The sequence below is a fragment of the Micromonospora sp. ANENR4 genome (assembly GCF_015354395.1).
Taxonomy (GTDB): domain Bacteria; phylum Actinomycetota; class Actinomycetes; order Mycobacteriales; family Micromonosporaceae; genus Micromonospora; species Micromonospora aurantiaca.
Genome location: NZ_JADKYQ010000006.1, coordinates 19,718 through 44,943, shown reverse-complemented (window position 1 = coordinate 44,943; position 25,226 = coordinate 19,718). Strand labels below are relative to the sequence as shown.

At 73.8% G+C, this 25,226-nt stretch carries 23 protein-coding genes; 10 read left to right on the top strand and 13 right to left on the bottom strand.

Going from position 1 to position 25,226, the window contains the following annotated elements:
• Positions 1 to 86: 86 nt before the first annotated feature.
• Positions 87 to 329 (top strand): mycoredoxin, encoded by a 243-nt coding sequence (locus IRY44_RS11895; RefSeq protein ID WP_018784736.1) that lies wholly within the window; start codon positions 87 to 89, stop codon positions 327 to 329.
• 57 nt (positions 330 to 386) lie between these two features.
• Here IRY44_RS11895 and IRY44_RS11890 read toward each other — a convergent pair whose 3' ends face one another.
• Positions 387 to 1,640, bottom strand: a complete 1,254-nt coding sequence (locus tag IRY44_RS11890; protein WP_194800472.1) for an MFS transporter — start codon at positions 1,638 to 1,640, stop codon at positions 387 to 389.
• Between the two features lie 148 nt (positions 1,641 to 1,788).
• On the opposite strand from IRY44_RS11890, the gene IRY44_RS11885 reads away from it, so the two are divergent.
• The 3 genes from IRY44_RS11885 to IRY44_RS11875 all read left to right on the top strand — a co-directional run bounded on the left by IRY44_RS11885 (position 1,789) and on the right by IRY44_RS11875 (position 3,546).
• On the top strand, positions 1,789 to 2,769 hold the full coding sequence (locus IRY44_RS11885) for a helix-turn-helix transcriptional regulator (RefSeq protein WP_194800471.1): 981 nt from the start codon (positions 1,789 to 1,791) through the stop codon (positions 2,767 to 2,769).
• Between the two features lie 71 nt (positions 2,770 to 2,840).
• Positions 2,841 to 3,080, top strand: coding sequence for a DUF397 domain-containing protein (locus IRY44_RS11880; protein ID WP_194800470.1), 240 nt, complete (start codon positions 2,841 to 2,843; stop codon positions 3,078 to 3,080).
• 196 nt (positions 3,081 to 3,276) lie between these two features.
• The gene (locus tag IRY44_RS11875) at positions 3,277 to 3,546 is read left to right on the top strand and encodes a hypothetical protein (protein WP_194800469.1); all 270 of its coding nucleotides are present in this window, start codon (positions 3,277 to 3,279) and stop codon (positions 3,544 to 3,546) included.
• 306 nt (positions 3,547 to 3,852) lie between these two features.
• Here IRY44_RS11875 and nudC read toward each other — a convergent pair whose 3' ends face one another.
• Genes nudC through IRY44_RS11860 form a run of 3 tightly spaced genes read right to left on the bottom strand, consistent with a single transcriptional unit; the run spans position 3,853 to position 7,447 of the window.
• Entirely contained in the window at positions 3,853 to 4,800 is a 948-nt protein-coding gene (gene nudC, locus IRY44_RS11870; protein WP_194800468.1) for an NAD(+) diphosphatase, read from the bottom strand.
• Positions 4,797 to 6,140 (bottom strand): pitrilysin family protein, encoded by a 1,344-nt coding sequence (locus IRY44_RS11865; protein WP_194800467.1) that lies wholly within the window; start codon positions 6,138 to 6,140, stop codon positions 4,797 to 4,799. The genes nudC and IRY44_RS11865 overlap by 4 nt, the downstream gene beginning before the upstream one ends.
• Entirely contained in the window at positions 6,137 to 7,447 is a 1,311-nt protein-coding gene (locus IRY44_RS11860; protein ID WP_194800466.1) for a pitrilysin family protein, read from the bottom strand. The genes IRY44_RS11865 and IRY44_RS11860 overlap by 4 nt, the downstream gene beginning before the upstream one ends.
• Positions 7,448 to 7,595: 148 nt before the next feature.
• Between IRY44_RS11860 and IRY44_RS11855 the strand changes: the two genes are divergently transcribed.
• The 4 genes from IRY44_RS11855 to IRY44_RS11840 are packed head-to-tail and all read left to right on the top strand — an operon-like array spanning position 7,596 to position 10,755.
• Positions 7,596 to 8,657 (top strand): ABC transporter substrate-binding protein, encoded by a 1,062-nt coding sequence (locus IRY44_RS11855; RefSeq protein ID WP_194800465.1) that lies wholly within the window; start codon positions 7,596 to 7,598, stop codon positions 8,655 to 8,657.
• Entirely contained in the window at positions 8,654 to 9,433 is a 780-nt protein-coding gene (locus IRY44_RS11850; RefSeq protein ID WP_194800464.1) for an ABC transporter ATP-binding protein, read from the top strand. The genes IRY44_RS11855 and IRY44_RS11850 overlap by 4 nt, the downstream gene beginning before the upstream one ends.
• Positions 9,423 to 10,307 (top strand): ABC transporter permease, encoded by an 885-nt coding sequence (locus IRY44_RS11845; protein WP_194800463.1) that lies wholly within the window; start codon positions 9,423 to 9,425, stop codon positions 10,305 to 10,307. Before IRY44_RS11850 ends, IRY44_RS11845 begins: the two co-directional genes overlap by 11 nt.
• A 4-nt stretch (positions 10,308 to 10,311) precedes the next feature.
• Positions 10,312 to 10,755, top strand: a complete 444-nt coding sequence (locus tag IRY44_RS11840; RefSeq protein WP_194800462.1) for an Rrf2 family transcriptional regulator — start codon at positions 10,312 to 10,314, stop codon at positions 10,753 to 10,755.
• Positions 10,756 to 10,766: 11 nt separating this feature from the next.
• Here the strand turns inward: IRY44_RS11840 and IRY44_RS11835 are convergent, their stop codons facing one another.
• The 8 genes from IRY44_RS11835 to IRY44_RS11800 all read right to left on the bottom strand — a co-directional run bounded on the left by IRY44_RS11835 (position 10,767) and on the right by IRY44_RS11800 (position 22,656).
• On the bottom strand, positions 10,767 to 11,285 hold the full coding sequence (locus IRY44_RS11835; protein WP_269697619.1) for a GNAT family N-acetyltransferase: 519 nt from the start codon (positions 11,283 to 11,285) through the stop codon (positions 10,767 to 10,769).
• 51 nt (positions 11,286 to 11,336) lie between these two features.
• Positions 11,337 to 11,486 (bottom strand): hypothetical protein, encoded by a 150-nt coding sequence (locus IRY44_RS11830; RefSeq protein WP_281600072.1) that lies wholly within the window; start codon positions 11,484 to 11,486, stop codon positions 11,337 to 11,339.
• 206 nt (positions 11,487 to 11,692) lie between these two features.
• Positions 11,693 to 12,946 (bottom strand): DEAD/DEAH box helicase, encoded by a 1,254-nt coding sequence (locus IRY44_RS11825; RefSeq protein WP_194800460.1) that lies wholly within the window; start codon positions 12,944 to 12,946, stop codon positions 11,693 to 11,695.
• A 178-nt stretch (positions 12,947 to 13,124) separates the two neighbouring features.
• Positions 13,125 to 13,328 (bottom strand): cold-shock protein, encoded by a 204-nt coding sequence (locus IRY44_RS11820; RefSeq protein ID WP_013288421.1) that lies wholly within the window; start codon positions 13,326 to 13,328, stop codon positions 13,125 to 13,127.
• 204 nt (positions 13,329 to 13,532) lie between these two features.
• Complete coding sequence (locus IRY44_RS11815; protein ID WP_194800459.1) at positions 13,533 to 16,937, bottom strand: ATP-dependent helicase; 3,405 nt, start codon at positions 16,935 to 16,937, stop codon at positions 13,533 to 13,535.
• Between the two features lie 55 nt (positions 16,938 to 16,992).
• Positions 16,993 to 20,307 (bottom strand): ATP-dependent helicase, encoded by a 3,315-nt coding sequence (locus IRY44_RS11810; RefSeq protein WP_370584929.1) that lies wholly within the window; start codon positions 20,305 to 20,307, stop codon positions 16,993 to 16,995.
• Positions 20,308 to 21,243: 936 nt separating this feature from the next.
• Positions 21,244 to 21,789, bottom strand: a complete 546-nt coding sequence (locus IRY44_RS11805; protein ID WP_194800458.1) for a TIGR00730 family Rossman fold protein — start codon at positions 21,787 to 21,789, stop codon at positions 21,244 to 21,246.
• Positions 21,790 to 21,792: 3 nt separating this feature from the next.
• Positions 21,793 to 22,656, bottom strand: coding sequence for a TIGR00730 family Rossman fold protein (locus tag IRY44_RS11800; protein ID WP_370584928.1), 864 nt, complete (start codon positions 22,654 to 22,656; stop codon positions 21,793 to 21,795).
• Between the two features lie 173 nt (positions 22,657 to 22,829).
• Between IRY44_RS11800 and IRY44_RS11795 the strand changes: the two genes are divergently transcribed.
• Entirely contained in the window at positions 22,830 to 22,991 is a 162-nt protein-coding gene (locus IRY44_RS11795) for a hypothetical protein (protein WP_013288426.1), read from the top strand.
• Between the two features lie 50 nt (positions 22,992 to 23,041).
• Here the strand turns inward: IRY44_RS11795 and dapE are convergent, their stop codons facing one another.
• Positions 23,042 to 24,115 (bottom strand): succinyl-diaminopimelate desuccinylase, encoded by a 1,074-nt coding sequence (gene dapE, locus IRY44_RS11790; protein ID WP_194800456.1) that lies wholly within the window; start codon positions 24,113 to 24,115, stop codon positions 23,042 to 23,044.
• A gap of 103 nt (positions 24,116 to 24,218) precedes the next feature.
• On the opposite strand from dapE, the gene dapD reads away from it, so the two are divergent.
• Complete coding sequence (gene dapD, locus IRY44_RS11785) at positions 24,219 to 25,178, top strand: 2,3,4,5-tetrahydropyridine-2,6-dicarboxylate N-succinyltransferase (protein ID WP_194800455.1); 960 nt, start codon at positions 24,219 to 24,221, stop codon at positions 25,176 to 25,178.
• Positions 25,179 to 25,226: the final 48 nt, after the last annotated feature.

Below are 25,226 nucleotides of genomic sequence, written 5' to 3'. Positions count from 1 at the left end.
GGAATCATCCCAGCATCGTGTGACGTTGCAGCGGTTAGCCTGGCCTGATCGGACCGGGCGCGAGTCACCCCTTGGAGGATCAGACCATGCTGACGATGTATTCCACCCCGTGGTGCGGCTACTGCCACCGGCTGAAGTCGCAGCTCGACCGGGAGGGCATCGCGTACGAGGTGGTCGACATCGAGCAGGACCCGACGGCTGCGGACTTCGTGATGAGCGTCAACGGCGGCAACCAGACCGTCCCGACGCTGCGCTTCGCCGACGGCAGCGCCCTGACCAACCCCTCGATCACCCAGGTCAAGCAGCACCTCGCGGCGCTGCCCGGCTGATCTCCCGCGACACCACGAGCGGCCGTACCCGATCCGGGTGCGGCCGTTCGCCGTCGGTCAGGAGCCTCCGCGGCTGAGCACCCCGTCATCGGCCGGCCGGCGTGGTGACGGGATCCGTACCGGCACGGCGACCGGCGCGGTCAGTCCGCGGCCCCGCCACAGGTAGAGGCCGGCCGCCGTGGTGACGGCACCGACGAGAGCGAACAGCAGCCGGTAGTCGAACACGCCGACGAGCAGCGCGCCGGTGCCGATGGAAAGCGCCTGCGGCCCGCTGACCAGGGCCTCGGACGCGGCAGTGACCCGGCCGAGCAGCCGCGGTGGCGTCCGCCGCTGGATCAGCGTGTTCAACCCCACCATGGTCAGCGGCAGCGACAGGCCGGCCAGCAGCAGCGCCACCACCCCGAGCCACAACCGGGGGTACGCCAGCGCCAGCGCTGCTGGTCCGAAGAACGTCACGCCCGCCGCGAGCGCGCCGACCTCGCCGAACCGGCGGACCACGGCGGCCGAGAACAGGCCGCCGACCAGCCCGCCGACGCCCTGCACCATGACCAGCACGCCGACGAACGCGGCGTCGCGGTGCAGGCCCAGATCGACGTACGCGAAGATCAGCGACTCGGTGAAGCCCATCACCAGCGAGCCGAGCCCGTACCCGAGCAGCGCCCGGCGCAGCGCCGGCTCGCCGGTCAGGTGGCGCAGTCCCGCGCCCAGTTCGGACGGCCCGCGCCGATCCGGCCGTGCCGGCGTGCTCTCCTCCACGCGCAGCCGCGCGACCACCGCCGCCGCGGTGACGAAGCCGGTCATGGCGAGCAGGACCAGCAGCCAGCCGCCCACGGCGGCGTACACACCCGCCCCGGCCAGCGGCCCGATCAGCCGCAGGCCCTGCCGGACGGTCTGGAGCAGCCCGTTCGCGTCGGCGAGCAGGTCGGCCGGAACCAGGTGCCGGATCAGTCCGTTGAGCACGGCGGTGAGCGTGATGTACGACAGCCCGTAGAGCGCGGCGACCACGTAGATCACCCAGACGTCGGACCGGTCCCGGACCGTGAGCAGCGGGCCGAGCAGCACTGCCGCGACCAGGTTGGCGGCGATGAAGAACTGCCGCCTGCGGTAGCGGTCGACCACCCAGCCGACCAGCGGGGCGAGCGCCATCGGCGCGATGACCGCGAAGATGGTCGCCCCGGCCATGCTGTCCGAGCCGGTCAGGTCCTTGACCCAGACGGCCAGGGCGAGCAGCAGGACCGACTCCGCCGCCATGCTCGCGACGAGCGCGGCGAACAGGAGACGGAAGTCGGGGCGGCGCAGGACGGTGCGCATCGGGGTCCCTCCACGGTCCTCTTTTTGTCTCGTGACACGCCCGTGCCGGAGCCTCCGACGCCGGTCGCGCCGTCCATACTGACCGTGGGGGGCGAATTTCATACAGTTACCGTCGCGTCAAGCGACGGTCGACGGGAAAGAGGACGCCGTGCCTCCTGCCGCACCAGGCCCGATTCTGCGCCGTCGTCGCCTCGGCATCGAGCTGCGTCGGCTCCGCGAACAGGCCGGTCTGACCGGTGACCAGGTCATCGAGCGGATCGGCTGGGCCTCCGCATCCAAGTTGTCCCGTCTGGAGAACGGCCGCAGCCGTCCCGACCCGGACGACGTGGACGTGTTGCTGACGCTCTACGGCGCCGACGAGGAGCAGCGCGCGGAACTGACCGGGATCACCCACGAGGCCGGCGACATGCGCGGTTGGCTGCGCAACTTCCCGGTGATGACCCAGCAGCAGCGCGCCTTCGCCGAACTGGAGGCGGGTTGCGCGGAGATCTCCGAGTACAACCCGGTGCTGGTGCCGGGGCTGCTGCAGACGCCCGGGTACGCCCGGCACCGGATCCTGTCCGCCGCGCAGGTCGCCGCCGAGGCCGGCGACCCGGAGACAGAGGATCCCGAGACCGAGGTACGCGCGCGGCAGGCCCGCCAGTCGCTGCTGACCCGCTCCCCCGACGTGCCCCGCTACACGGCGGTGCTGGAGGAGGCGGCGCTCGGCCGCCGGGCCGGGCCGCCGGAGGTGCTGCACGAGCAACTCGTCCACCTGTGCGAGATGGCGCTGCTGCCGAACGTGACGCTGCGTCTGCTGCTGCGGGACACCCGGGTCGGTGACTGGTACCTTCCGCCGACCGCGTTCTCGGTCTACCGGTTCGCCGATCCCCTCGATCCGGAGACACTCGCCATCGAAGGTGGGTTCACCGACGTCATGTCGACCGAGGTAAACACCCTAAATCGCTATAAAGTGGTGTTCGAGTGGCTATGCTCGTCGGCACTCTCCGCATCGGACACCCTCTCCTGGTTGATCGAGGCGACGGGGCGGCTGACCGGCACGGCAGTCGAGTCCACGGTGGCGTACGGGCCGGCAACGGCGCCGGCCCAGCGTCGCCGGGACTCGGGGCGCCTCACCACGGAACGGTGATCCGGCACGGACACCGCCCGCGCTCCGGCGTCGCTCGGTCCCATCGGAGCACCTCACCAGGAGCAAGCACCATGAACGAGATCCACACCAGCACGACCGCCCGCTCGGGGCGGCTCGCCGGCGCCGCTTGGCGCAAGAGCACCCGCAGCCAGACCTCCAACTGCGTGGAGGTCGCACCGCTCGGCTCCGGGCCGGGCACCGTGGCCCTGCGGGACAGCAAGGACCCGAGCGGACCGGTCCTGCTGTTCGACCGGGCCGGTTGGCTCGGCTTCCTCGCCGGCACGAAGAGCGGTCAGTTCGATCTGGACTGATCCGGCGAACCACGGGGGGCCGTCGGCGCGAGCCGGCGGCCCCTTGCGCGTCCACCCCCGACGACGGTGCTGACCTGGGATCCCCCGATCGGTCGAGCTGGCGCGTTCCCCTTGCCGGGCGGACACATCGGCGTAACATGACGCGCGAGTGACGTGGAAGTTCCAGCGTGTAACCGCCGATTGTCCGGGGGACACCATGCGGTTCCTGATCGTCCGCACCGAGATCCGCACCGCCGCCGACGCCGACATCGCCGCCGCCTGGGCCGGCGGAGGCCGCCTGCGGGACGAGACGTGCACGCCCGAACCCCGCCGCCAGGTCGTCCACGCCGAGGACCGGGACGCCGCACTCCTGCTCGCCCGCGCACTGTCCGCCGTCGGTGCGGTACGCGCGGGCCGGCACCGGGTCAAGGTGCTGCCGATCGAGGAACACACACCCGGGCACCCGTACTGCTGGGACGGTGGATGACCGGACGCTGACGTCCGTCGTGGCCGGACCGGCCTCCCCCGCCGTTTTCCCGCCTCACCCGGCCTCGACGGCACGTGTTCCCGGCCCGCGACCGTCGCGGCAACGACGGTCCGGGTCGGGGCCGCGTCCCCACCCCCGTTCCACCCGCCCCGGGTCCGCCCGGCCCGGGTCCGCCCCGGCCCGAGTCCGCCCGGCCTCGCCAGGTCGGGGAGGTGGCTGCATCCCACCGCCCTCGACCACGCCACTTCCCCGAACTGGCGCCGCCGCACCAACCGAGACACGGCAACCCGACGAGGTCGGCCGGGGTCAGCAGTGGCCGTCGAGCCAGCGGTGCACCAGGAACAACGCGATCGACGACGGGGGCGGCAGGACCAGCCGGTCTCCCCCGCCCACCGGCACCGGCTCGCCCGCCAGCGCCGCGCCGATCTCCCGGCGGGTGAACCAGCGCGCGTGCGCGATCTCGGCCAGGTCGACCCGGATCGGCGCGTCCGCGTCGGCGCGGGCCAGGAAGCCGAGCATCAGCGAGCCGGGGAACGGCCAGGACTGGCTGCCCACGTACGCGATCTCCTCGACCGGGACGCCCACCTCCTCGCGGACCTCGCGCAGCACGGCGGCCTCGGCCGACTCGCCGGGCTCGACGTATCCGGCCAGGCAGGAGTAGCGGCGCTGTCCCGGGGTGCGCGGCCAGGCCGCGTTGTTGCCGAGCAGGCAGCGGCCGTCCGGGCCGTCCACCCCGTCGTGCACCAGCACGATCATGGCCGGATCGGTACGCGGCCAGACCCGGCCGCCGTCCGGGTCGATCCGCGACCAGCCGGCCTCGTCGGCGCTCGTCGCCTTGCCGGTCGTCGACGAGTAGCCGTGCCGCAGGTGCCAGTTGAGCAGCGCCAGCGCGGTGGTGAACAGGCCCGCGTCCCGGTCGGTCATCAGGTGGCCGACCTCGCGCAGGTGGGCCGGACGGGTGTCCGGCAGCGCCGGCAGCGGCCCGTCCACCGCGAACACGGGCACGCCGTCCGGCTCGACGCCGAGGAACATCGGCACCGACCGGGGCACCTCGGGCAGCTCACCGGGGCCGACCAGGACCAGCTCCGGCGGGGTCGACGCGCCCCGGACCAGCGCCCGCCCCTCGGCGGCGGAGTCCAGCACCAGCACCCTTGCCCGTTCCCACGCCTCGGTCAGCCAGGCCGGATCGGTACGCCGGTGCGCGGCCCGGTCGAGCGTCGACCGGGCCAGCGGCGGAGCGGGTTCGCCGCTCATGCCGATTCCGTACGCACCGGTGTCAGCGCGGCGAGCGAGTCGGCCACCCGAGCCGCGTCGCCGAGCACGACCGTGACCGCGCGTGCCGGGGCCAGGTAGCGGGCGGCCACCTCGGCCACGTCGTCCACCGTCGTGGCGGCCAGCCGGGCGGCGTACTCGGCGAGGAAGTCCAGCCGCAGCCCGTTGCCGGCGTACGCGCTGGTCAGCGACGCGAGACCGGCCTGGGTGGACATGCCGAGCTGAAGGGTGCCGAGCGCGTACTGACGGGCCTGCTCCAGCTCGTCGGTCTTCGGCGGCACCGTCGCCAGGCGGCCCAGCTCGTAGGTGGTCTCCACCAGCGCCGCCGCTGTCACCTCGGTGGCCACCTCGGCGCCGGCGACGAGCAGCGAACCGGCCACCGAGTGCTCGACGAGCGAGTGCGGCCCGTACGTGTAGCCCTTGTCCTCGCGGATGTTCTCCACCCAGCGGGAGGAGAAGTAGCCGCCGAAGATCAGGTTGGCGAGCTGCAACGCGGCGTGGTCCGGGTGGGTACGGGGCACCGCGGGCAGCGCGAGGCGTACCGAGGACTGCACCGAGCCGGGCCGGTCGACCAGCAGCAACGGCCCGGGTTCCAGCGGCGGCGCCGGGGGCAGCTCGGCGACGTGTCCGTCACCGCGCCACCCGGCGAGCGCCTTCTCGGCCGCGTCCAGCGCCCGTTCCGGGGCCACGTCGCCGACGAGCACCAGCACCGCGCCGGCCGGATGCACCCGCTCGGCGTGCAGCCGGCGCAACGCGGCCGGGCGGACCGCCCGGACCTGGTCCGGGTCGGGGGTCTGCTCCGCGTACGGGTGCCGGCCGTACACCCGCTTGAGCAGCGCGGTACGGGCCAGGTGCGACGGCTGGCTCTGGGCGACCTGGATGCGGTCGACCAGGCGGTCCCGCTCGGTCTCCACCCAGTCGGCCGGGTAGGTGGCGCCGGTGAGCACCTCGGCGAGCAGCTCCAGCATCCGGTCCAGGCCGGTGACCAGGCCCGCACCGGAGAGCATCAGCCGGTCCGGGTCGAGGCCGGCGGTCAGCCCGCCGCCGACCTTCTGCAACTCGGCCGCCAGCTCGGTGGCGCTGTGCGCCTCGGTGCCGGAGAGCATGGTCTGCGCCAGCATCGCGCCGCGGGCCAGGTGGGTGCGCCCGAACGGCATCCACAGTCGCAGCTCGACCAGCGGTACGGAGGAGCGGCGTACCGCGATCACGGTGAGGCCGTTGGCAAGCGTGCGCTCGGCCTGCTTGGGCACCTTGAGGCGGCGGTTCGGACCGAGTGCCGGCAGTGGCCGGACGGTGGTGGCGGTGGTCGTACTCGTGCTCATCGGGCTCCTCCGGCGACGACCTCGACTGCCGCGCGGCGCTCGGGCCGCAGGGTGGCGGCGGCGGCGCGGACCTGTTCCTCGGTCACCTCGCCGACCAGCCGGGGCAGGTCGTTGAGCAGGCCGGGTTCGCCCCGTTGCTGTTCCAGCACCGCCATCCGCAACGCGCGGCCGAGCACCGCGTCCGTGTCGCGCAGCAGGTGGGTGGCCATCCGGGCCTGGGTACGCGCCAGCTCCCCCTCGGTCAGCCCGCCGGTCGCCAGCCGGTCCAACTCCTCGTCGATGGTGCGCAGCACCTTGTCCACGTCGCCGCCGGGCGGCAGGTGCGCCTGGAGCAGCAGCGCGGTGGGGTCGCGGACGTCGAACGGGTCGCCCATGAAGCCGAGATATCCGCCGAGGCTGGTGACCGACCGGTCGCGCTGCACCAGCCGCTCGACCAGCCGGGAGGCGTCGCCGTCGGTGAGCACCTCGGCCAGCACCACGTACGGCAGGTAGCCGGCGAAGTCGCTGACCGGGTCGGGCACCCGCCACGCGCCGGCCACCGCCGGGAGCGGGGCCAGCGCGTCGGTGTACGTGCTGCGCCGTTCGGTGATCAGGTCGGGCTCGGCGAAGTCGGGCCGCTGCGGGGCGGGCCGGGCCGGCACGTCCCCGAAGTGCCGCTCGATCAGCGTGGTCGCCTCGGCCACGTCGATGTCGCCGCTGACCGCGAGTACGGCGTTGCCGCTGGCGTAGTAGCGGCGGAAGAAGTCGGCGGCGTCGGCCACTGTCGCCGACTCCAGGTCGACGAAGGAGCCGTAGCCGTCGTGCGCGTTGGGGAAGGTGTCGAACATCACCGGGGGCAGCGTCAGCCAGGGGAACCCGCCGTACGGCCGGTTCAGCACGTTGACCCGGATCTCCTCCTTGACCACGTCGACCTGGTTGCGCAGGTTCTCCTCGGTCAGCCGGGGGCCGCGCATCCGGTCGGCCTCCAGGAACAACGCCCGTTCCAGGGCGTTCGCGGGAAGCGTCTCGAAGTAGTCGGTGTAGTCCAGGTGGGTGGAGCCGTTGAACGTCCCGCCGGCGCCCTGGACGTGGCGGAAGTGGGCCAGCTTCTCCAGGTTCTCCGAGCCCTGGAACATCAGGTGCTCGAAGAGGTGGGCGAACCCGGTGCGTCCCTCGGGCTCGGAGCGGATGCCGACGTCGTAGACCACCGCCACCCCGATGACCGGGGCGCTGCGGTCCGGCGTGAGCACCACGCGCAGGCCGTTGTCGAGGGTGAACCGTTCGACCGGGTACTTCGTCGCTGGGATCTTCGCTCTCCGCGTCGGCACGAGATCGACACTAGCGCCTCGGCACCGGCTCTATCGCCGGTGTGCCCTGGCCGAACGGTGGACTGTTGCGGGACGGGTCTTGACGCCGACGGCCGCTTGCCCCACTCTTCCTACCAACTAAATAGGAATACTGCGGATTGGACATTCGATGAGAGGGCTTCCCCTGCGCCGCCTGGTCACCCTGGCGACCCTGGCCGCGGTCGGCGCGGCCACACTCGGCACCACCGCCGCCTGCGGCGAGGACAGCGACGCCGCCGCCGGGTCCGGCCCGGTGACGCTGCGCCTGGGCTACTTCCCCAACATCACGCACGCCCCGGCAGTGGTCGGCGTGGAGAAGGGGATCTTCGCCGAGAAGCTCGGCAGCGACGTCGAGCTGGACACCAAGACGTTCAACGCCGGCCCGGCCGCCATCGAGGCCGTCTTCTCCGGCGCGCTCGACGCCACGTACATCGGCCCGAACCCGACGGTGAACGCCTTCTCCAAGTCCAAGGGCGAGGCGGTCCGGGTCGTCTCCGGCGCCGCGTCCGGCGGCGTCGCGCTCGTGGTCAAGCCCGGCATCACCTCGGTGGAGCAGCTGCGCGGCAAGAAGATCGCCACCCCGCAGCTCGGCAACACCCAGGACGTGGCGCTGCGCTTCTGGCTCAAGGAGAAGGGCCTGGAGACCACCAAGGAGGGCGGCGGCGACGTCAAGATCGTGCCGCAGGAGAACGCGCAGACGATCGAGACGTTCGGCAGCGGTGCCATCGACGGTGCCTGGGTGCCCGAGCCGTTCGTCTCCCGGCTGGTAAACGCCGGCGGCAAGGTGCTCGTCGACGAGCGCGACCTGTGGCCGGACAAGAAGTTCGTCATCACCAACCTGCTGGTCAGCACCAAGTTCCTCAAGGCGCACCCGGACGTGGTGAAGAAGCTGGTCGAGGGCCAGGTCGCGGCGAACGAGTTCGTCAACACCAAGCCGGACGAGGCGCAGCAGGCCATCTCCGACCACATCGGCAAGATCACCGGCAAGCCGCTGGACCTCAAGCTGATCAAGCAGGCCTGGCCGACGCTGGAGTTCACGAACGACCCGATCCCGTCGTCGCTGAAGACCGGTCTGGACCACGCGGTCGCGGTCGGGCTGACCCAGCCCGTCGACCTGAACGGCCTCTACGACCTGACGTACCTCAACGAGGTGCTCAAGACGCAGGGCAAGGCCGAGGTCAGCCAGCCGTGACGACGACCGGCACGACCCCGCGCAGCGCGACCGGCTCGGTCGCGCTGCGCGGCGTGACGAAGGTGTACGGCCAGGGCGAGCAGGCGGTCCTGGCGCTGGACGGGCTGTCGCTCGATGTCGCCCCGGGTGAGTTCGTCTGCATGGTCGGCGCGTCCGGCTGCGGCAAGAGCACGCTGCTCAACCTGGTCGCCGGGCTGGACCGGGCCAGCGGCGGCACGATCGAATTGGGCGAGGGCGTCAACCCGGGACTCATGTTCCAGGAGCCGGCGCTGTTCCCCTGGCTCACCGTCGAGGGCAACGTCGAGGTGCCGCTGAAGCTGCGCGGGCTCCCCCGTGACCAGCGCAAGGAGCGGGTGGCCGAGCTGCTGCGCACGGTCCACCTGTCCGAGTTCGGCCGTAAGCGGCCGCACCAGCTCTCCGGCGGCATGCGGCAGCGGGTCGCGCTGGCCCGCACGCTCGCGCTGGAGACGCCGGTGCTGCTGATGGACGAGCCGTTCGGCGCGCTGGACGCGATGACCCGCGACATCCTGCACGACGAACTGGAGCGGATCTGGGCCGAGCGCAAGCTCACCGTCCTGTTCGTCACGCACAACGTCCGGGAGGCGGCCCGGCTCGCCGACCGCATCGTGCTGCTCTCCAGCCGGCCCGGCCGGATCATCTACTCCACCGAGGTCGCCGTGCCGCGCCCCCGGCGGATCGACTCGCCGGAGGTCTCGGCCATCGCCGCCGAGGTCACCGACCGGCTGCGCAAGGAGGTGGGCCGGCATGGCCAGTGACACCCTCGCCGGGTCGGCGCGTACCGACGCGGAGATCTCCGGACTCGACGCCCTGGAGATCGCCGGCCGGGAGAAGGGCCCGTCCCGGGTAGGCCGCCTGTGGTCGGCCACCTGGCCCAAGTTCGCCGCGCTCGCGCTGGCCGTCGCCATCTGGCAGGCGGTGGTCTGGTCCGGGTGGAAGGAGCCGTGGGCGCTGCCCGGCCCGGCGGTGGTCTTCGGCGACCTCGGGGAGTACCTGCTCAGCTCGGCGCTCTGGGAGGGCCTTGCGACCACCGCCCGGCGCGCGGCGGTCGGGTTCGCCGCCGCGGTCGCGGTCGGTCTGCTGCTCGGCCTGGGCGTGGCCCGGGTCAAGGTGCTCCGGGCCGCGCTCGGCTCGATGATCACCGCGTTGCAGACCATGCCGTCGATCGCCTGGTTCCCGCTGGCCATCCTGCTGTTCCAGCTCAGCGAGCAGGCGATCTTCTTCGTGGTGGTGCTCGGCGCCGCGCCGTCGGTCGCCAACGGCGTCATCCACGGCGTGGACTACGTGCCGCCGCTGCTGGTCCGCGCCGGCCGCAACCTCGGTGCCCGGGGGCTCAACCTCTACCGGTACGTGATCGCGCCGGCCGCGCTGCCGGCCATCGTGGCCGGGCTCAAGCAGGGCTGGGCGTTCGCCTGGCGCAGCCTGATGGCCGGTGAGCTGCTGGTGGTCATCGCCACCCGCACCTCGATCGGTGCTCAGCTCACGTACGCACGCGAGCTGAGCGAGGCGCCACGCCTGATGGCCATCATGATCGTCATCCTGGTGGTGGGCCTGCTCGTGGACACCGCGTTCGGGGCCGCCGACAAGGCGATCCGCCGCCGCTGGGGCGTGCTGGACCAGGCCGGCAACTGACGTCGTGTACATCTCCGCGCGCGCCGACTACGCGCTCCGGGCCATGCTCGCCGTCGCCGACGCCGCCGTCACCAGCGGCGACCCGGCGGTCGGCGGCGGCGAGCTGGTCAAGGCGGCGAGCCTGGCCGAGAGCCAGGACATCCCGCTCAGCTTCCTCCAGGGAATCCTGCTCGACCTGCGGCGGGCCGGGCTGCTGCACAGCCACCGCGGCACCGAGGGCGGGTACGCGCTGACCCGCCCACCGGACGAGATCAGTGTGGGCGACGTGCTGCGCGCTGTCGGTGGCGCGATCACCAGCGTCCGGGGCATCCCCGCCGACCGGGCCGGCTACCACGGCGTCGCCACCGGCCTGCGGGACGTGTGGCTGGCGGTGGACGGCGCGATCGCCCTGGTCGTGGACCGGACCACGCTCGCCGACCTGCTGAGCGACCGGGCCACGGCGCCCTGACGCGCGTCCGGTCACGACGTCGGCGGCCGTACCTGCCCGTCGCGGACCATGCGGATCTCGCGTACGCCGTCCTGGACCTGCGTCGTCCCGTCGGCTTCGAAGCCGTGCCGGCGGTAGAACGCCTGGGCACGAGGGTTGGGGTCGGCGACCCACAGCGCCGCCGGCTCCGCCGGGTCGAGGACGGCCCGCAACAACGCCGGCCCGGCGCCGGTGCCGTGATCGGCCGCGTGCACGTAGAGGACGTACAACTGCCGCGCCCACGCCGCCTCGGCATCGAGCGGCGGGCCCGACATCGCGATCCCCACCAGCTCGCCTCGCCGCTCGGCCACCGCCGCCCGGTTCTCGCGGTAGCGCTCGTCGGTCAACGCGGCGATCCAGAACCGCTCCCGGAAGGCCGGGAGGCCCGGATCGTCGAGCACCGCGTCCGGCATGAGCCCGCGGTACGTCTCCTGCCAGCACCGGACATGCACGCGTGCCATCCGGGCGGCGTCCTCGGCCCGGGCCTTGCGAACGGTCACCGACGGGTCCACCGCCGCATCGTAGGCGCCCGGCCGTTCCGGCATCGCCCCTTTTCGGGGCGTCTACTGAGTCTGCGGGGCGCTCATCCCGGGCGTGAAGCTGCGGGCGGCGCCGCGATCCGGCGAGCCGCCGTCGGACGGCTGCCACGGCCCGAACGCGGCCACCGCGGCGAGCGCCAGGCCGGCCCCCGCCACCGCGAGAACCAGCAGCACTTCCCGCGCTCCGCCCGATCCGGCTTCCCCCGCCATGAACCGCTCCCTCCGCGTCCGGCCGACCCCCCGACCGGTACCCCGCGCAGCAGCATCACCGTCGGGTTCCGGTCGCACAGTCGGGCAGCCGACCGAACATCGACTGATTCCCGACTCAGGAGCGACCGCTCTGCCCGACCGGAGAACCGCCGGTCAGGTGCGGGCCGCGGTCAGCGGCGGCGCGGGCGCCGACGAGGACGGGTCGCCGGGGCGGGGTGCGCGGCGGCGGGCGCGGTGATGGTCACCGGCACGCCGGAGGGCTCCCGGGCGCCGGTGAGCCGGGTCAGCTCGCCGTCGCCGGGGCGTACCCGCGTGGTCTTGGGGTTGATGCCCGCGGTGCTCATCAGCCGGGCGACGTCGCGGCGCTGGTCCGGCAGGACGAGCGTCACCACCGTGCCCGACTCGCCGGCCCGCGCGGTCCGGCCGCCCCGGTGCAGGTAGTCCTTGGCCTCGGTGGGCGGGTCGGCGTTGACGACCAGGTCCAGCCCGTCGACGTGGATGCCCCGGGCCGCCACGTCGGTCGCCACCAACGCGGTGACCTGGCCGGTGCGGAACTGCTCCAGGATGCGGGTGCGCTGCGGCTGCGACTTGCCGCCGTGCAGCGCCGCCGCGCGTACGCCCTTGGCGAGCAACTGCCGGGCCACCCGATCGGCGCGGTGCTTGGTGGCGATGAACACGATGGTGCGGCCCTCGCGGGCGGCGATGTGCGCCAGCGCGGCCGGCTTGTCCTCCGCGTCCAGGTGCAGTACGTGGTGTGTCATCGCGGTGACGGTGGCGGTGCCCGGGTCGACGGAGTGCGTCACCGGGTCGGTCAGGAAGCGGCGGACCAGCCGGTCCACGCCGCGGTCCAGGGTGGCCGAGAACAGCATCCGCTGCCCGCCCGGCGCGACCTGCTCCAGCAGCTTCGTCACCTGCGGCAGGAAGCCCATGTCGGCCATCTGGTCGGCCTCGTCCAGCACGGTGATGGCCACCTGGTCCAGCCGGGCGTCCCCCCTGTCGATCAGGTCGTGCAGCCGGCCCGGCGTGGCCACCAGCACCTCGGCGCCGGCGCGCAGCGCGGCCGCCTGGCGGCCCAGCGAGAGCCCGCCGACCACAGTGGCGCAGCGCAGGCCGAGCGTGGCGGCGTACGGGGCGAGCGCGTCGGTCACCTGCGCGGCCAGTTCCCGGGTGGGTACGAGCACCAGCGCGAGCGGGCGGCCCGGGCGGGCCCGGCGACCGGCCGTACGGTGCAGCAGCGGCAGCCCGAACGCGAGCGTCTTGCCGGAGCCGGTCCGGCCCCGGCCGAGCACGTCCCGGCCGGCCAGCGAGTCCGGGATCGTGGCCGCCTGGATCGGGAACGGCGCGGAGATGCCCTGCGCGGCCAGCTCGGAGACGAGCGCCGGAGCCAGGCCGGTGGCGGCGAACGTGGGCAGGGTCGTGGTCATGCGGAAAGCCTTCCTCGACGCGGCACGTGTCGAGGAAGGGCGCCGGACAGCGGCGCGTCACCGGCGTCACCGGTGGTCACAAGCACGAACCGAAAGGGACGGGCCGGCCCGGCAGAGGCGGGCCGGCCCGTGCACCACGCCCGAAGGGGCGCGATGGTGGTGCCGGTTGATCCGAAGATCAGAGCGGGCGGATGTTCTCCGCCTGCGGGCCCTTCTGGCCCTGGGTCACCTCGAACTCGACCCGCTGGTTCTCGTCCAGGCTCCGGTAGCCGGAGGTCTGGATCGCCGAGAAGTGGGCGAAGACGTCGGCGCCGCCGTCGTCCGGGGTGATGAAGCCGAAGCCCTTGTCAGCGTTGAACCACTTGACGGTGCCAATTGCCATGTGTTTCGTCTCCTTGACGGAACGGTCGGCCCGCACGTGTTGCGGGCCGGAGAGGAGCACACCGCGCGTGGAATACGCGGCGTGCCTGTCGCTGCTGGTCGCCCCGCCCGGAGAACTCCGGACACAACAAAGAGCGCCTGGGGCCACAATCCGCCAGGCGCACACAGAGTCTCTGGAAACCAAAACTGCAACCCGGCCAACGTATCACGGATTCGCGCGCTCCGGGAGATCCCCCGGGATTTCCGGCACGGCGGCGACCAACGCGGTCAGCCCCTCGGCGTCGAGCAGGTCGGCCGGACGGACCGTCGCGGAGTCCCGCACGTAGTGGAACGCGGCGCCGACCCGGTCCACCGGCACCCCGGCCAGCTCCGCCCAGGCCAGCCGGTAGACCGCCAGCTGCACCGCCGCCGCGTCGGCCTCCCGGCCGGCCGGCTGCCGCCCGGTCTTCCAGTCGACCACGTCGTAGCGCCCGCCCGGCCGGGCGAACACGGCGTCCATCCGCCCCCTGATCACGACGCCGGCGATGACGGTGGCGAACGGCACCTCCACCTCCACCGGCACCCGGTCGGCCCACTCGCCGGCCAGGAAGCGCTCCTGCAACTCGACGAGCGCCTCGTCCGGGGCCGCGTCCTCGTCCGCCGCGCCGGGCAGCTCGTCCACGTCGAGCAGCCGGTCCGCGCCGAAGCGCTGCTCCAGCCAGGCGTGGAACGCGGTGCCGCGCCGGGCGTACGGGTTCGGCTCGGTCGGCATCGGGCGGCGCAGCGTCCGGGCCAGCGCCTCCGGGTCGCGGCGCAACGCCACGAGCTGGGTCACCGACATCTGGCCGGGTAGAGCGACCTCGACCGCCTCGGCCTGCCGGGCCAGCTCCGCCCGCTCGGCGAGCAGGAGATCGGCCTCGCGCCGCCAGCGGGCCACCTCGGCGTCCTCCGCCGCTCCCGTGGTGGCGAGCACTGCCGCCTCGCGGCGGGCCGTCTCCGGGTCGGCCAGGTGCCGGCGGACCAGCGCCGCCGCTTCGGTCAGCGCGGGCCGGCGGGTGCCGAGCGGGTCGGCCGGCCACTCGGCCCGCAACACCGTCTCGGTGGTCGGGTTCACCGCGTCCCCGGCCGGCTCGGGCGTCCAGGCGTCCACCACGTGCCCGTCCGCACCGGCCAGGCAGGCGTCGTGCACCTCCCGCAGGAACACCGACGGGCCGCGGAACCGTTTGGTCCCCTCCCCCCACCAGTAGCCGGAGCAGAGCAGCAGCCGTCGGGGGCGGGTCACCGCCACGTACGCCAGCCGGCGCTCCTCCCGCTCGTCGTGCGCCCGCCAGGCGTCGGTGAAGTCGGTCAACGCCCGGGCCACGCCACGCTGGTCCTCCGCCTCCGGCAGGCCCAGCTCCGGCAGCCCGTCCGCGTCGCCGCGCAAGGGGAACGGCAGCACGCCCAGCCCGCCCAGCCAGTGGTCGGAGTTGCGGACCGGCCCCGGCCAGGCGCCCCGGGTCATCCCGGCCACCGCCACCACGTCCCACTCCAGGCCCTTCGCGGCGTGCGCGGTGAGCACCTGCACCGCGCCGGCCACCACCTCCACCTCGCCGGGCGCCAGCCCGCGCTCCTCGTCCTCGGCGGCGGCCAGGTAGGCGAGGAAACCGGCGAGCGTCGCGCCGGGCGTCTCGCCGCTGAACCGGGCCGCCACGTCGCCGAGCGCGTCCAGGTGGGCGCGGGCCAGCCCGGCGTCGCCCGCGCCGTCCCGGCCGGCCCGGACCGCCACCTCGACGTCGAGCCCGATGGTCCGCTCGATGTCCGCGATCAGCTCCGGCAGCGACTGGTCCAGCCGGTAGCGCAGCAGCGCCAGCTCCATCCCGTACGAGCGCAGCCGCGCGTAGCCCTCGGCCGAGTACGCCTGCGCCGGCCCCAGATCCGCAAGCGCCTCCACGAGCGTGGCCTCGTCCAGCGCGTCCACGGTGATCTCCGGGCCCTCGTCGCCGGTCAGCTCCCGGCGGCTGCGGGCGATCGCGCGGGCGCGGCGGTGCAGGGCGACCAGGTCACGCGGGCCGATCCGCCAGCGCGCGCCGGTGAGCAGCCGCAGCAGCGCCGCCCCGTCGGTCGGGTCGGCGAGCACGCGCAGCGTGCACACCACGTCCCGTACCTCGGGGGTGTCCAGCAGCCCACCCAGGCCGACCACGTCGACAGGCAGCCCGCGGGCACGCAACGCCGCCTCGATCGCCGGGATCTGGCTGCGCAGCCGCACCAGCACCGCAGTGGTCGGGCGACGGTCGGCGGGGATGTGCTCGGGCAGCGCGCCGGGCATGCCGGCCGCGCCCCGCCAGGCCGCCAGCACGCTGTCCGCGATCCAGTCGGCCTCGTCGGCGTACGTCTCCAGCAGCGCGCAGTGCACGGTGCCGCCCGCCTGCCCGCCCGGCGTGCGGTGCGGGATCGGATCGCGGACGCTGAGCGCGGCGTGCAGTTCCGGCACCCGCGCGCCGGCCGCCCGCAGCGGCACCGACAGCGTGTTGGCGACACCGAGGATCTCCGGCCGGTTGCGCCAGCTCGTCGTCAGGCTGAGCACGTCGGCGGGGCTGCCGTCGGTGCGGGCGAACTCGGCCGGGAACCGGTCGAGCGTGCCGGCGCTGGCCCCCCGCCAGCCGTAGATGGACTGGCACGGGTCGCCGACGGCGGTGACCGGGTGGCCGCCGCCGAACAGCGCGTTGAGCAGCACCACCTGGGCGTGACTGGTGTCCTGGTACTCGTCCAGCAGCACCACCCGGAACCGGTCCCGCTCGATCACCCCGACGCCGGGATGGTCGCGGGCCACCCGGGCCGCGCGGGCGAGCTGGTCGGCGAAGTCCATCGCCTCGAAGTCGTCCTTGCGCCGGGCGTACGCGCGCACCAGCGGCAGCAGCTTCAGCCGGGTCCGCTGGAGCTGGAGCGCCTTGCGCACGTCGGCGTAGACCCGGCCGGGCCGGGACTGCACGTCGGCGAAGAACCGGCCGGTCCAGGCGGCCAGCTCGTCCGGGTCGACCAGGTGCTCGTCCAGCTCACCGGCGAGCGCCAGCACGGCGTCGGTGATGGTCGACGGCATCCGGTCCACCTCGGACATGTCGCCGTCGTAGTTGCGCACCAGCAGGTCGACGAGCTGCCAGCGGGACGCCTCGGTGAGCAGCCGGGTGGTCGGCTCGTATCCGGCGCGCAGCCCGTGCTCGGTGACGATCCGCCCGGCGTACGAGTGGTACGTGGACACGGTCGGCTCGCCCGCCAGCGGGTCGTCGTGCGGATCCCGCCCCGGCCGGCCGAGCCGCCGGATGAGCTGGTCGAGCCGGGTGCGGACCCGGTGTGCCAGCTCACCTGCCGCCTTGCGGGTGAAGGTGAGGCCGAGGATGTGCTCGGGGCGTACGTAGGAGTTGGCGACCAGCCACATCACCCGCGCGGCCATCGTCTCGGTCTTGCCCGAGCCGGCGCCCGCGACCACCAGCAGCGGCTCCACCGGCGCGGCGATGATCGCGGCCTGTTCCCGGGTGGGCGCCGGCAGCCGCAGCAGCCGGGCCAGCTCGACGGGCGTGTAGCGGGGTCCGGCGTCGGCGGTACGCGGCGCGGGCGTGGCGGAGGCGCCGAACAGCGCCGGCTGAACGCTCATGGTCCGGTCCTTGTTCGCGACTGCGGGGCTCGCAAAACCGGCTCACTCCTCGCGCTCACGGCTGACTCTCCGGGGGCGGCTCGACCACCTGGCGGCCCTGGCCGGAGACCGGGCAGCTGGTGCGTACCGGGCAGACCCGGCACTTGGAGTTGGCCACGGCGGCGAACGTCGAGGCGGCCATCGTGTCCGCGGTACGGCGCACCAGCGCGGTGGCCCACCCGGCCTCCGGCCCCTCCCCGGCCGCGGCCTGGGTCTGCTCCTTGGCGTCCCGCGCACCGGTGCCGAGCTGCACCAGCGCGGCCCCGCCCGGTTCCTCGCCGAACTCGGCGAACCCGCCCGCCTCCACGGCCGCCTGGTACGCGCCGAGCTGCGGATGCTCGGCCACCTCCCGCTCGGTGACAGCAGTCGACTTGCCGGTCTTCAGGTCGATCACCACGAGCCGCCCCTCGTCGTCGACCTCCAGCCGGTCGACCCGGCCGGTCAGCTCGATCGGGCGGGCCGGGTCGTCGAGGCGGACCGCGAACTCGTGCTCGATCGCGAGCAGCCGGCGCGGGTTGCCGGCCAGCCAGCGCAGCAGCTTGTCCACCATCGCCTCGGCGCGCTGCCGCTCCGGACCGGCCATCCACCGGGCGGCCAGCTCGATCGCGTCGAACCGGGCGGCCACGTACTCCAGCAACGCCTCCCGGTCGACGCTGGCGTCCTCCGCGAGCATCGCGGCGGCGTGCACCAGGTTGCCGACGCCCTGCGCGGCGCTGGCCGGCCCGCTGCCGCCGTGCCGTTCCAGCAGCCAGCGCAGGCTGCACCGCAACGCGCTCTCCATCGCCGACGGGGTGACCCGCACCGGCTCGCCCTCGTCGACCAGCGGCCGGTCGTCGGAGAGGCCGCGCAACCCCCACCAGTCCTCCGGGTGCGCGCCGGGCACCCCGGCGGCGGCCAGCCGCGCCAGCTCACCCGCCGCCGCGTGCCGCCGGGTGATCGGCGTCGCCGGGTCGGTGACGGCGGTACGCAGCTCCGCCACCAGCGCTGACAGCGTGAGCCCTCGCGGCGGCAGGGTGACCGGGAGCGCGGCGGACGGCCCGTCCTGCGGATGCTCGTCCCCGTGCGGCACCGGCCCGTCCGCAGATCGCCCGCGCGTGGCCGTACCTGTCGGGCCGTTCCCGGCCGGGCCGGGGCCGTTCGGGGCCGGACCGGTCGGGTCCGGGCCGCCACCGCCGGTGGCGGGTGGGTCGGCGGCGGCCAGCTCGTGCAGGAAGCGGCTCGGCTGCTCCTCGTGGTCGTCCCCGCCGACGGCGGCGGACGCGACAGCGGTGACCAGCAGGCGCCGCCGGGCCCGGCTGATCGCCACGTGGAACAGTCGTCGCTCCTCGTCCAGCAGCGCGGACGTCTGCCCGACCAGGCTGGCCCGCAGTCCGGCACCGTCGGCGCGGCCGGCGAGCACGTCGACGAGCCGCTCCGAGCCGAGCAGGCTGCCGCGCAGGCGCAGGTCCGGCCAGACGCCCTCCTGCACCCCGGCCACCGCGACCAGATCCCACTCGAGCCCCTTGGCGGCGTGCGCGGTGAGCAGGCGTACCGCGTCGCCCCGGTCGGCGGCGGCGGCGAGTGTGTCGGCGGGCAGTTCCTGCCCGAGGACGTGGTCGAGGAACACCTCGGTACGCGCGCCCGGCAGCCGGTCGGTGAACCGGGCCGCCGCGTCGAAGAGGACGAGCACCGCGTCCAGGTCACGGTCGGCGGCCTCGGCCCGCCAGCGCTGGGCGGTCTCGTGCTCGCCGGTGGCCGCCCGCCCCCTGGTGATCGCCCCGGCCCAGCTTTCGGCCAGCCCGCTCTCCCGCCACACCGCCCAGAGCACGTCCTCGACCGTGGCGCCGGGCCGGCCGGCCGTCTCCCGGGCGGTCGCGAGCAGGTGCGCCACGGCTTGCGCGGGCGCCGCCCAGCGGCGCTCGATGGTGGCCAGTTCCGCCGGGTCGCGCAGCGCCTCCACCAGCAGCTCCCCGGACGGACGGCGGTCGCCGCCGGCCAGCGCCAGCGCCCGCAGCCCCTGACGCAGCCGCCGCTCGGCCAGCGGGTCGGCCCCGCCCAGCGGCGAGTGCAGCAGCGCGACCGCCGCCTCCTCGTCCAGCCGGCCGGGTTCGAGCGCGCAGCGCAGCAGGAGCAGCAGCGGGGCGACCGCCGGCTGGAGGTGCAGCGGCAGGTCCTCGCCGTGCACGACGGTCGGTACGCCTGCCGTGTGCAGCGCGCGCCGCAGCGACGGCAGTTGCCGGCCGGTGGAGCGGACCAGCACCGCCATCCGGGACCACGGCACGCCGTCGAGCAGGTGCGCCTCGCGCAACGCGTGCGCCAGCCAGGCCGACTCGCTGGTGGCGGACCGGAACGTCCGTACCTCCACCGTTCCGGCCGGCGCGCCGGGAAGCGGGCGCAGCCGCCGGTGCGCCGCCGGACCGCGCAGCCGGCGGGCCAGCCGAGCGGTGGCCGCCAGCAGTTCCGGCCCGGCCCGGTACGAGGTGGTGAGCGTGACCTGGGCTGCCGGCGCACCGGAGGCGGTGCGGAAGCGGTGCGGGAACGTGGTGACGCCCGCCGGGTCGGCGCCGCGGAACGCGTACGTGGACGAGTCCGGGTCGGCGAACGCGACGAGGGACCGGCCGCCGCCGGCCACCACGGCGAGCAGGTCGAGCTGGGCCGGGTCGGTGTCGGCCAACTCGTCGACGTACACGTGGGTCAGTCGACGGCGCTCGGCGGCGAGCAGCTCGGGGTCGTCGAGCAGCATGCCGGTGGCGGCGCGCACCAGCTCCGCCGGGTCGTACGCGACCGAACCCCGGTTGCTCACGTCGCGCAGGGCGAGCACGGCGACGTACTCCCGCAGGAAGCGCGCTGCGGCCGGCCAGTCGGCGCGGCCCAGCTTCTCCCCCAGCCGGGCCAGCTCGACCGGGCCGACGCCGCGCTCCGCGGCACGCATCAGCAGGTCGCGGAGCTGCTGGGCGAACGCCCGGGTACGCAGCGCGGGGCGCAGGTCCTCCGGCCAGCCGACCGGGTCGTCGCCGGGCTCCTCCCCCACCACGTCGAGCAGCTCGCGGATGATCAGATCCTGCTCGGGGCCGGTGAGCAGCCGGGGCGAGGGCTCGCCGCGTTCGGCCGCCGCGCGGCGCAGCAGCCCGAAGGCGTACGCCGGGAACGTACGCACCAGCGGCTCGCGGACCACGCGGTGTCCGTTCCCGGCGATCCGCGCCTCGATCCGGTGGCGCAGTTCGGTGGCGCCCCGCCGGCCGAAGGTGAGCACGAGGATCCGCTCCGGGTCGACGCCCTCGGCCACGCGGGCCGCGACCGCCTCGACGAGCGTCGTCGTCTTGCCGGTGCCGGGACCGCCCACGACGAGCATCGGCCCGTCGGTGTGCGCGACCACCTCGGCCTGCACCGGATCGACCCGGCACGAAACGTTCGTGCCGGCCCCGGCCCCGATCCCCGCGGAAGCAGCCGACGGTGGCGACGCGCCGGTCTCGTTCTGCGGCGAAGCGCCTTCGGGCGGCGCGGCAGTCTGCGGGTGCGCGGCGGTCTGCGGGTGCGCGGCGGTCTGCGGGTGCACGGTGGTCTGCGGGTGCGCGGCATCGCCCGCCGACCCCCCGGATCGCGGCTCCGCATCGGCCGATCCACCGGACCGACCCACCCCCTGCCCCGCCCCGGCGTCGTGGGTGACCCCCGCCCCCGCGCCGCCGGGCCGGCGCACCAACCGGTACGCCTGCATCACAGACATCCCACCACGCCGGTACGACACCCGGAAACCGACCGCCGACCCGCCGTCACCAGCTCACCTGACCGCGGCGTGCACCACTGCCCGGCTCTGCCACACACCCGTCTCTCAGGCGTTCACGCCCACCTCGGCGAAGTGGGGGCATCCCACCCCTAGATCAACACCATTACGGCGAGGTGGCCACATCGCACCGGCCCGGACACCACCACCTCCCCGAAATGGCGTCGATCAAGCCCCAAGCGGTGTCGATCAAGCCCGCCCCGCGACGGTGTTCAACAAGCCCGACCGGCCGAGCACACACACACCGAACCGCGCCACTCCAACAAACGACACTCCCCCACGCCCGACCCCAGGCGTCCGCGCCACCTCGGCGAAGTGGGGGCATCCCACCCCTAGATCAACACCATTACGGCGAGGTGGCCACATCGCACCGGCCCGGACACCACCACCTCCCCGAAATGGTGTCGATCAAGCTCTCCGGGAAGTGGTGTCGATCAAGCCCCCAAGCGGTGTCGATCAAGCCCGCCGAGACGGTGGTGAACAAGGACGGGCCGACCCGGGCGCGCGTCAGGTGAGGCGGGCGTCGATCAGGTCGAGCGCGGCGGGGACGCTGTCGGCCACCATCAACAGGTCCAGCGCTGCCGGCTTGAGGAACCGCTGTTCGCCGAGCCCGCGGATCCAGTCGAGCAGCGGCCGGTAGAAGCCGTCCACGTCGACGATCACCATCGGCTTGGCGTGCAGGGCCAGGGTGGCGGTGGTCCAGACCTCGAACAGCTCGTCGAGCGTGCCGAGGCCGCCGGGCAGCGCCACGAACGCGTCGGACTTCTCGTCCATCAGCGTCTTGCGGCTGGCCAGGCTGTCGGTCACCAGCAGCTCGTCGGAGTCCAGGTCGGCGACCTCCAGGTCGACCAGGGACTGCGGGATGACGCCGATGGTGCGACCGCCGGCCGCCCGCGCGCCCTGCACCACGGCGCCCATCATCCCGACGCAGCCGCCGCCGCTGACCAGCGTGTGGCCGCGCCGGGCCAGTTCCTCACCGGTCTCGGTGGCGAGCGCCAGCCAGCGGGCGTCGAGAATGCGGGAGGACGCGCAGAAGACACAGACGTTGGCCACGGGTCAGCTCCGTCCCGCCGGGCCCTCGGGGGCGGCCTCGGCGGCGGCTCGCTGGTCGGCGGCCACCCGGGCGACCGCCTCCTCGCGGACCGCCTCCTGCTCGGCGGAGAGCACCGCCTCGGCCTCGACGATGTGCCGGACCGCCTCGTTGACGTCGTCGGTGAGGCGGATCAGGTCGAGGTCGGACGGGCCGATCTTGCCCTCGGTGGCCATGGTGGCGAGCAGCCAGTCGAGCAGCCCGCGCCAGTAGTCGGTGCCCATCAGCACGACCGGGAAGCGGGTCACCTTGCCGGTCTGCACCAGCGTGAGCGCCTCGAACAGCTCGTCCAGGGTGCCGAAGCCGCCGGGGAGCACCACGAACGCCTGGGCGTACTTGACGAACATCGTCTTGCGGGCGAAGAAGTAGCGGAAGTCGATGGCCAGGTCGACCCAGTCGTTGAGGCCCTGCTCGAACGGCAGCTCGATGCCGAGCCCGACGGAGAGGCCGCCGGCCTCACCGGCACCCCGGTTGGCGGCCTCCATCACGCCGGGACCGCCGCCGGTGATCACCGCGTACCCGGCCCGGGCGAGTGCGCCGCCCAGTTCCTCGGCCATCCGGCACTCCGGGCTGTCCGGCTTGCTGCGGGCGGAGCCGAAGACGCTCACCGCCGGGGGCAGGTCGGCGAGGGTGTCGAAGCCCTCGACGAACTCGGAGAGGATCCGCAGCGCGCGCCAGGCGTCCTTGGTCTTCCAGTCGCTGCGTCCCCGGGAGTCGAGCAGCCGCTGATCGGCCGTACTCGTCGGAATCGCCCGGTTGCGCAGCGTAACCGCACCGCGGTGCCGTTCTCCCCGGTTCCGCTCCTCCCGTCGGCCGTCCCCGGCCGACATTCCCCTGCTCTCGCCCATGGGGTCACCGTAGTGGAGCGGCTCCGGCCCGGCGCGCAGGCCCGGGAGCCGGAGAAATCTTTGGGATCCGGGCAACTAATTCGGTCGCACGTACGTCTTACTATTCACATACCCGGTATACCCCGGGCGACGCGCCTTCGGGGGAGGAGCCAGCGTTGATCAGTAACAGCGAGATGATCCGGATCCGCCGTCAGATGCAGCGGCGGATCCGTGACGTGGTGGCCGAGCGCCGCCGCGCCCGGATGATGGAGACCCACCGGTCCGACCTGACCGGCGAGACCGGCGAGGCGGAAGCACCCCTGACGACGACCGTCTGACGATCACCGGGGCCCGCGCGGCGGGCGCGGGCCCCGGTGACCGCCGCGCGTCAGGCCGGGGCCAGCCAGCGGTGCAGCGTCGCCGCGCCGTCCCGGATCTTGGTCAGTTCGACGTGCTCGTCCTTGTGGTGCGCCAGGTTCGGGTCGCCGGGGCCGAAGTTCAGCGCCGGGATGCCCATGGCCGCGAACCGCGCCACGTCCGTCCAGCCCAGCTTTCCGATCGGCGCGGCACCGACGGCCGCCAGGAACTCCTGCGCCGCCGGGCTCTCCAGCCCGGGCGGGGCGCCGGCCGCCGCGTCGGTGACCTCCAGCTCGAAGCCGGCGAAGACCTCGCGCAGGTGCGCCTCGGCGCCCGCCGGGTCGCGGTCCGGGGCGTACCGGTAGTTGATCTCGATCTCGCAGCGGTCGGGGATGACGTTGCCGGCCACCCCGCCGGTGATCCGTACCGCGTTGAGGCCCTCGCGGTAGTCGCAGCCCTCGATCGTCACCCGGCGGGCCTCGTACGTGGTCAGCCGCCGCAGCACCTCGCTCGCGCCGTGAATGGCGTTCACCCCGTGCCAGGAGCGCGCCGCGTGGGCCCGCTCGCCGTGCGTGGTGACCACCGCCCGCATGGTGCCCTGGCAGCCCGCCTCGACGATCCCGTACGTCGGCTCCAGCAGCACCGCGAAGTCGGCCTCCAGCCAGTCGGGGTGGCTCTGCGCGACCAGGGTCAGGCCGTTGTACTTCGACTCGATCTCCTCGGCCTCGTAGAAGAAGTACGTGACGTCGTAGCGCGGGTCGGGCAGCGTCACCGCCAGGTGCAGCGCGAACGCCACCCCGGACTTCATGTCGGAGGTGCCGCAGCCGTACATCAGGTCGCCGCGCATGGTCGAGGGGAAGTTGCCGTTGAGCGGAACGGTGTCCAGGTGGCCGGCGAGCACCACGCGCTGCGCCCGGCCCAGGTCGGTACGGGCCATCACGGTGTTCGAGTGCCGGTAGGTGGTCAGGTGCGGCACACCGCGCAGCACCTCCTCCACGCAGTCGGCGACGGCCTTCTCGTTGAGGGATACCGACTCGATGTCGACCAGGGCGCGGGTCAGCGCCACCGGATCGGCCAGGACCTCGGGGGTCAACGGGTTCTGCATGTCTCGCACGGTACCGTCATCCTCGGTGGGCGCGAGGGACACGTGCCGCGTCCCCGGCCGCGAGCAGCGGCGGACGCCGCCGCCGGAGCAGAGAGGTGTCACCGTGACGTCCGCACCATCCGCCTGGGGTATCGGCCTGGCCACCGTCACCGCGCAGGACCAGGTGCTCGACACCTGGTACCCGACCGGCAAGCTGGGCCTGGGCGAGCTGCCGCTGGTGCCCGGCGAGGACCGGGCCGACGTGCTCGACCTGCCGCCGGGCGCGATCGGCGAGCGGGCGCTGCCCGGGTTGCGCACTGTCGAGGTGACCACGCTGATCGGCTCGCTGGACGACCCGATCAAGGACGCCGCCGACGCGTACCTTCGGTTGCACCTGCTCTCCCACCGCCTGGTACGGCCGAACGAGCTGAACCTCGACGGCATCTTCGGCAAGCTGGCGAACGTGGCCTGGACGTCGGCCGGGCCGTGCCCGCCGGAGCGGGTGGACGAGCTGCGCGTCATCGAGCGGGCCGCCGGCCGCCACCTGTCCGTGTACGGGGTGGACAAGTTCCCCCGGATGACCGACTACGTGGTGCCGTCCGGGGTGCGGATCGCGGACGCGGACCGGGTCCGGCTGGGCGCGTACCTGTCCTCCGGCACCACTGTGATGCACGAGGGCTTCGTCAACTTCAACGCGGGCACGCTGGGCACCTCGATGGTCGAGGGCCGGATCGTGCAGGGCGTGGTGGTCGGCGACGGCTCCGACATCGGCGGTGGCGCCTCGATCATGGGCACGCTCTCCGGCGGCGGCACGGAGAAGGTGCGCATCGGTGAGCGGAGCCTGGTCGGCGCGAACGCCGGTGTCGGCATCACGCTCGGCGACGACTGCGTGGTGGAGGCCGGCTGCTACATCACCGCCGCCTCGAAGATCACCCTGCCGGACGGCCGGACGGTCAAGGCCCGCGAGCTGTCCGGCGTCGACGGGCTGCTGTTCTGGCGCAACTCGGTGACCGGCGCGCTGGAGGCGAAGCCCCGCACCGGCCAGGGCATCACGCTCAACGCGGCGCTGCACGCCAACGACTGAGCCGTACCCCCGTCCGGGTCCGCGCGGCGCGCGCGGACCCGGACGGCC

What these genes read in the sequence shown, in the direction of transcription:
- IRY44_RS11895 (WP_018784736.1), top strand. Translation starts at nt 87, where the DNA reads ATGCTGACGATGTATTCCACCCCGTGGTGCGGCTACTGCCACCGGCTG.
- IRY44_RS11890 (WP_194800472.1), bottom strand. Translation starts at nt 1,640, where the DNA reads ATGCGCACCGTCCTGCGCCGCCCCGACTTCCGTCTCCTGTTCGCCGCG.
- IRY44_RS11880 (WP_194800470.1), top strand. Translation starts at nt 2,841, where the DNA reads ATGAACGAGATCCACACCAGCACGACCGCCCGCTCGGGGCGGCTCGCC.
- IRY44_RS11875 (WP_194800469.1), top strand. Translation starts at nt 3,277, where the DNA reads ATGCGGTTCCTGATCGTCCGCACCGAGATCCGCACCGCCGCCGACGCC.
- nudC (WP_194800468.1), bottom strand. Translation starts at nt 4,800, where the DNA reads ATGAGCGGCGAACCCGCTCCGCCGCTGGCCCGGTCGACGCTCGACCGG.
- IRY44_RS11865 (WP_194800467.1), bottom strand. Translation starts at nt 6,140, where the DNA reads ATGAGCACGAGTACGACCACCGCCACCACCGTCCGGCCACTGCCGGCA.
- IRY44_RS11855 (WP_194800465.1), top strand. Translation starts at nt 7,596, where the DNA reads ATGAGAGGGCTTCCCCTGCGCCGCCTGGTCACCCTGGCGACCCTGGCC.
- IRY44_RS11845 (WP_194800463.1), top strand. Translation starts at nt 9,423, where the DNA reads ATGGCCAGTGACACCCTCGCCGGGTCGGCGCGTACCGACGCGGAGATC.
- IRY44_RS11825 (WP_194800460.1), bottom strand. Translation starts at nt 12,946, where the DNA reads ATGACCACGACCCTGCCCACGTTCGCCGCCACCGGCCTGGCTCCGGCG.
- IRY44_RS11820 (WP_013288421.1), bottom strand. Translation starts at nt 13,328, where the DNA reads ATGGCAATTGGCACCGTCAAGTGGTTCAACGCTGACAAGGGCTTCGGC.
- IRY44_RS11815 (WP_194800459.1), bottom strand. Translation starts at nt 16,937, where the DNA reads ATGAGCGTTCAGCCGGCGCTGTTCGGCGCCTCCGCCACGCCCGCGCCG.
- IRY44_RS11810 (WP_370584929.1), bottom strand. Translation starts at nt 20,307, where the DNA reads ATGCTCGTCGTGGGCGGTCCCGGCACCGGCAAGACGACGACGCTCGTC.
- IRY44_RS11800 (WP_370584928.1), bottom strand. Translation starts at nt 22,656, where the DNA reads ATGTCGGCCGGGGACGGCCGACGGGAGGAGCGGAACCGGGGAGAACGG.
- dapE (WP_194800456.1), bottom strand. Translation starts at nt 24,115, where the DNA reads ATGCAGAACCCGTTGACCCCCGAGGTCCTGGCCGATCCGGTGGCGCTG.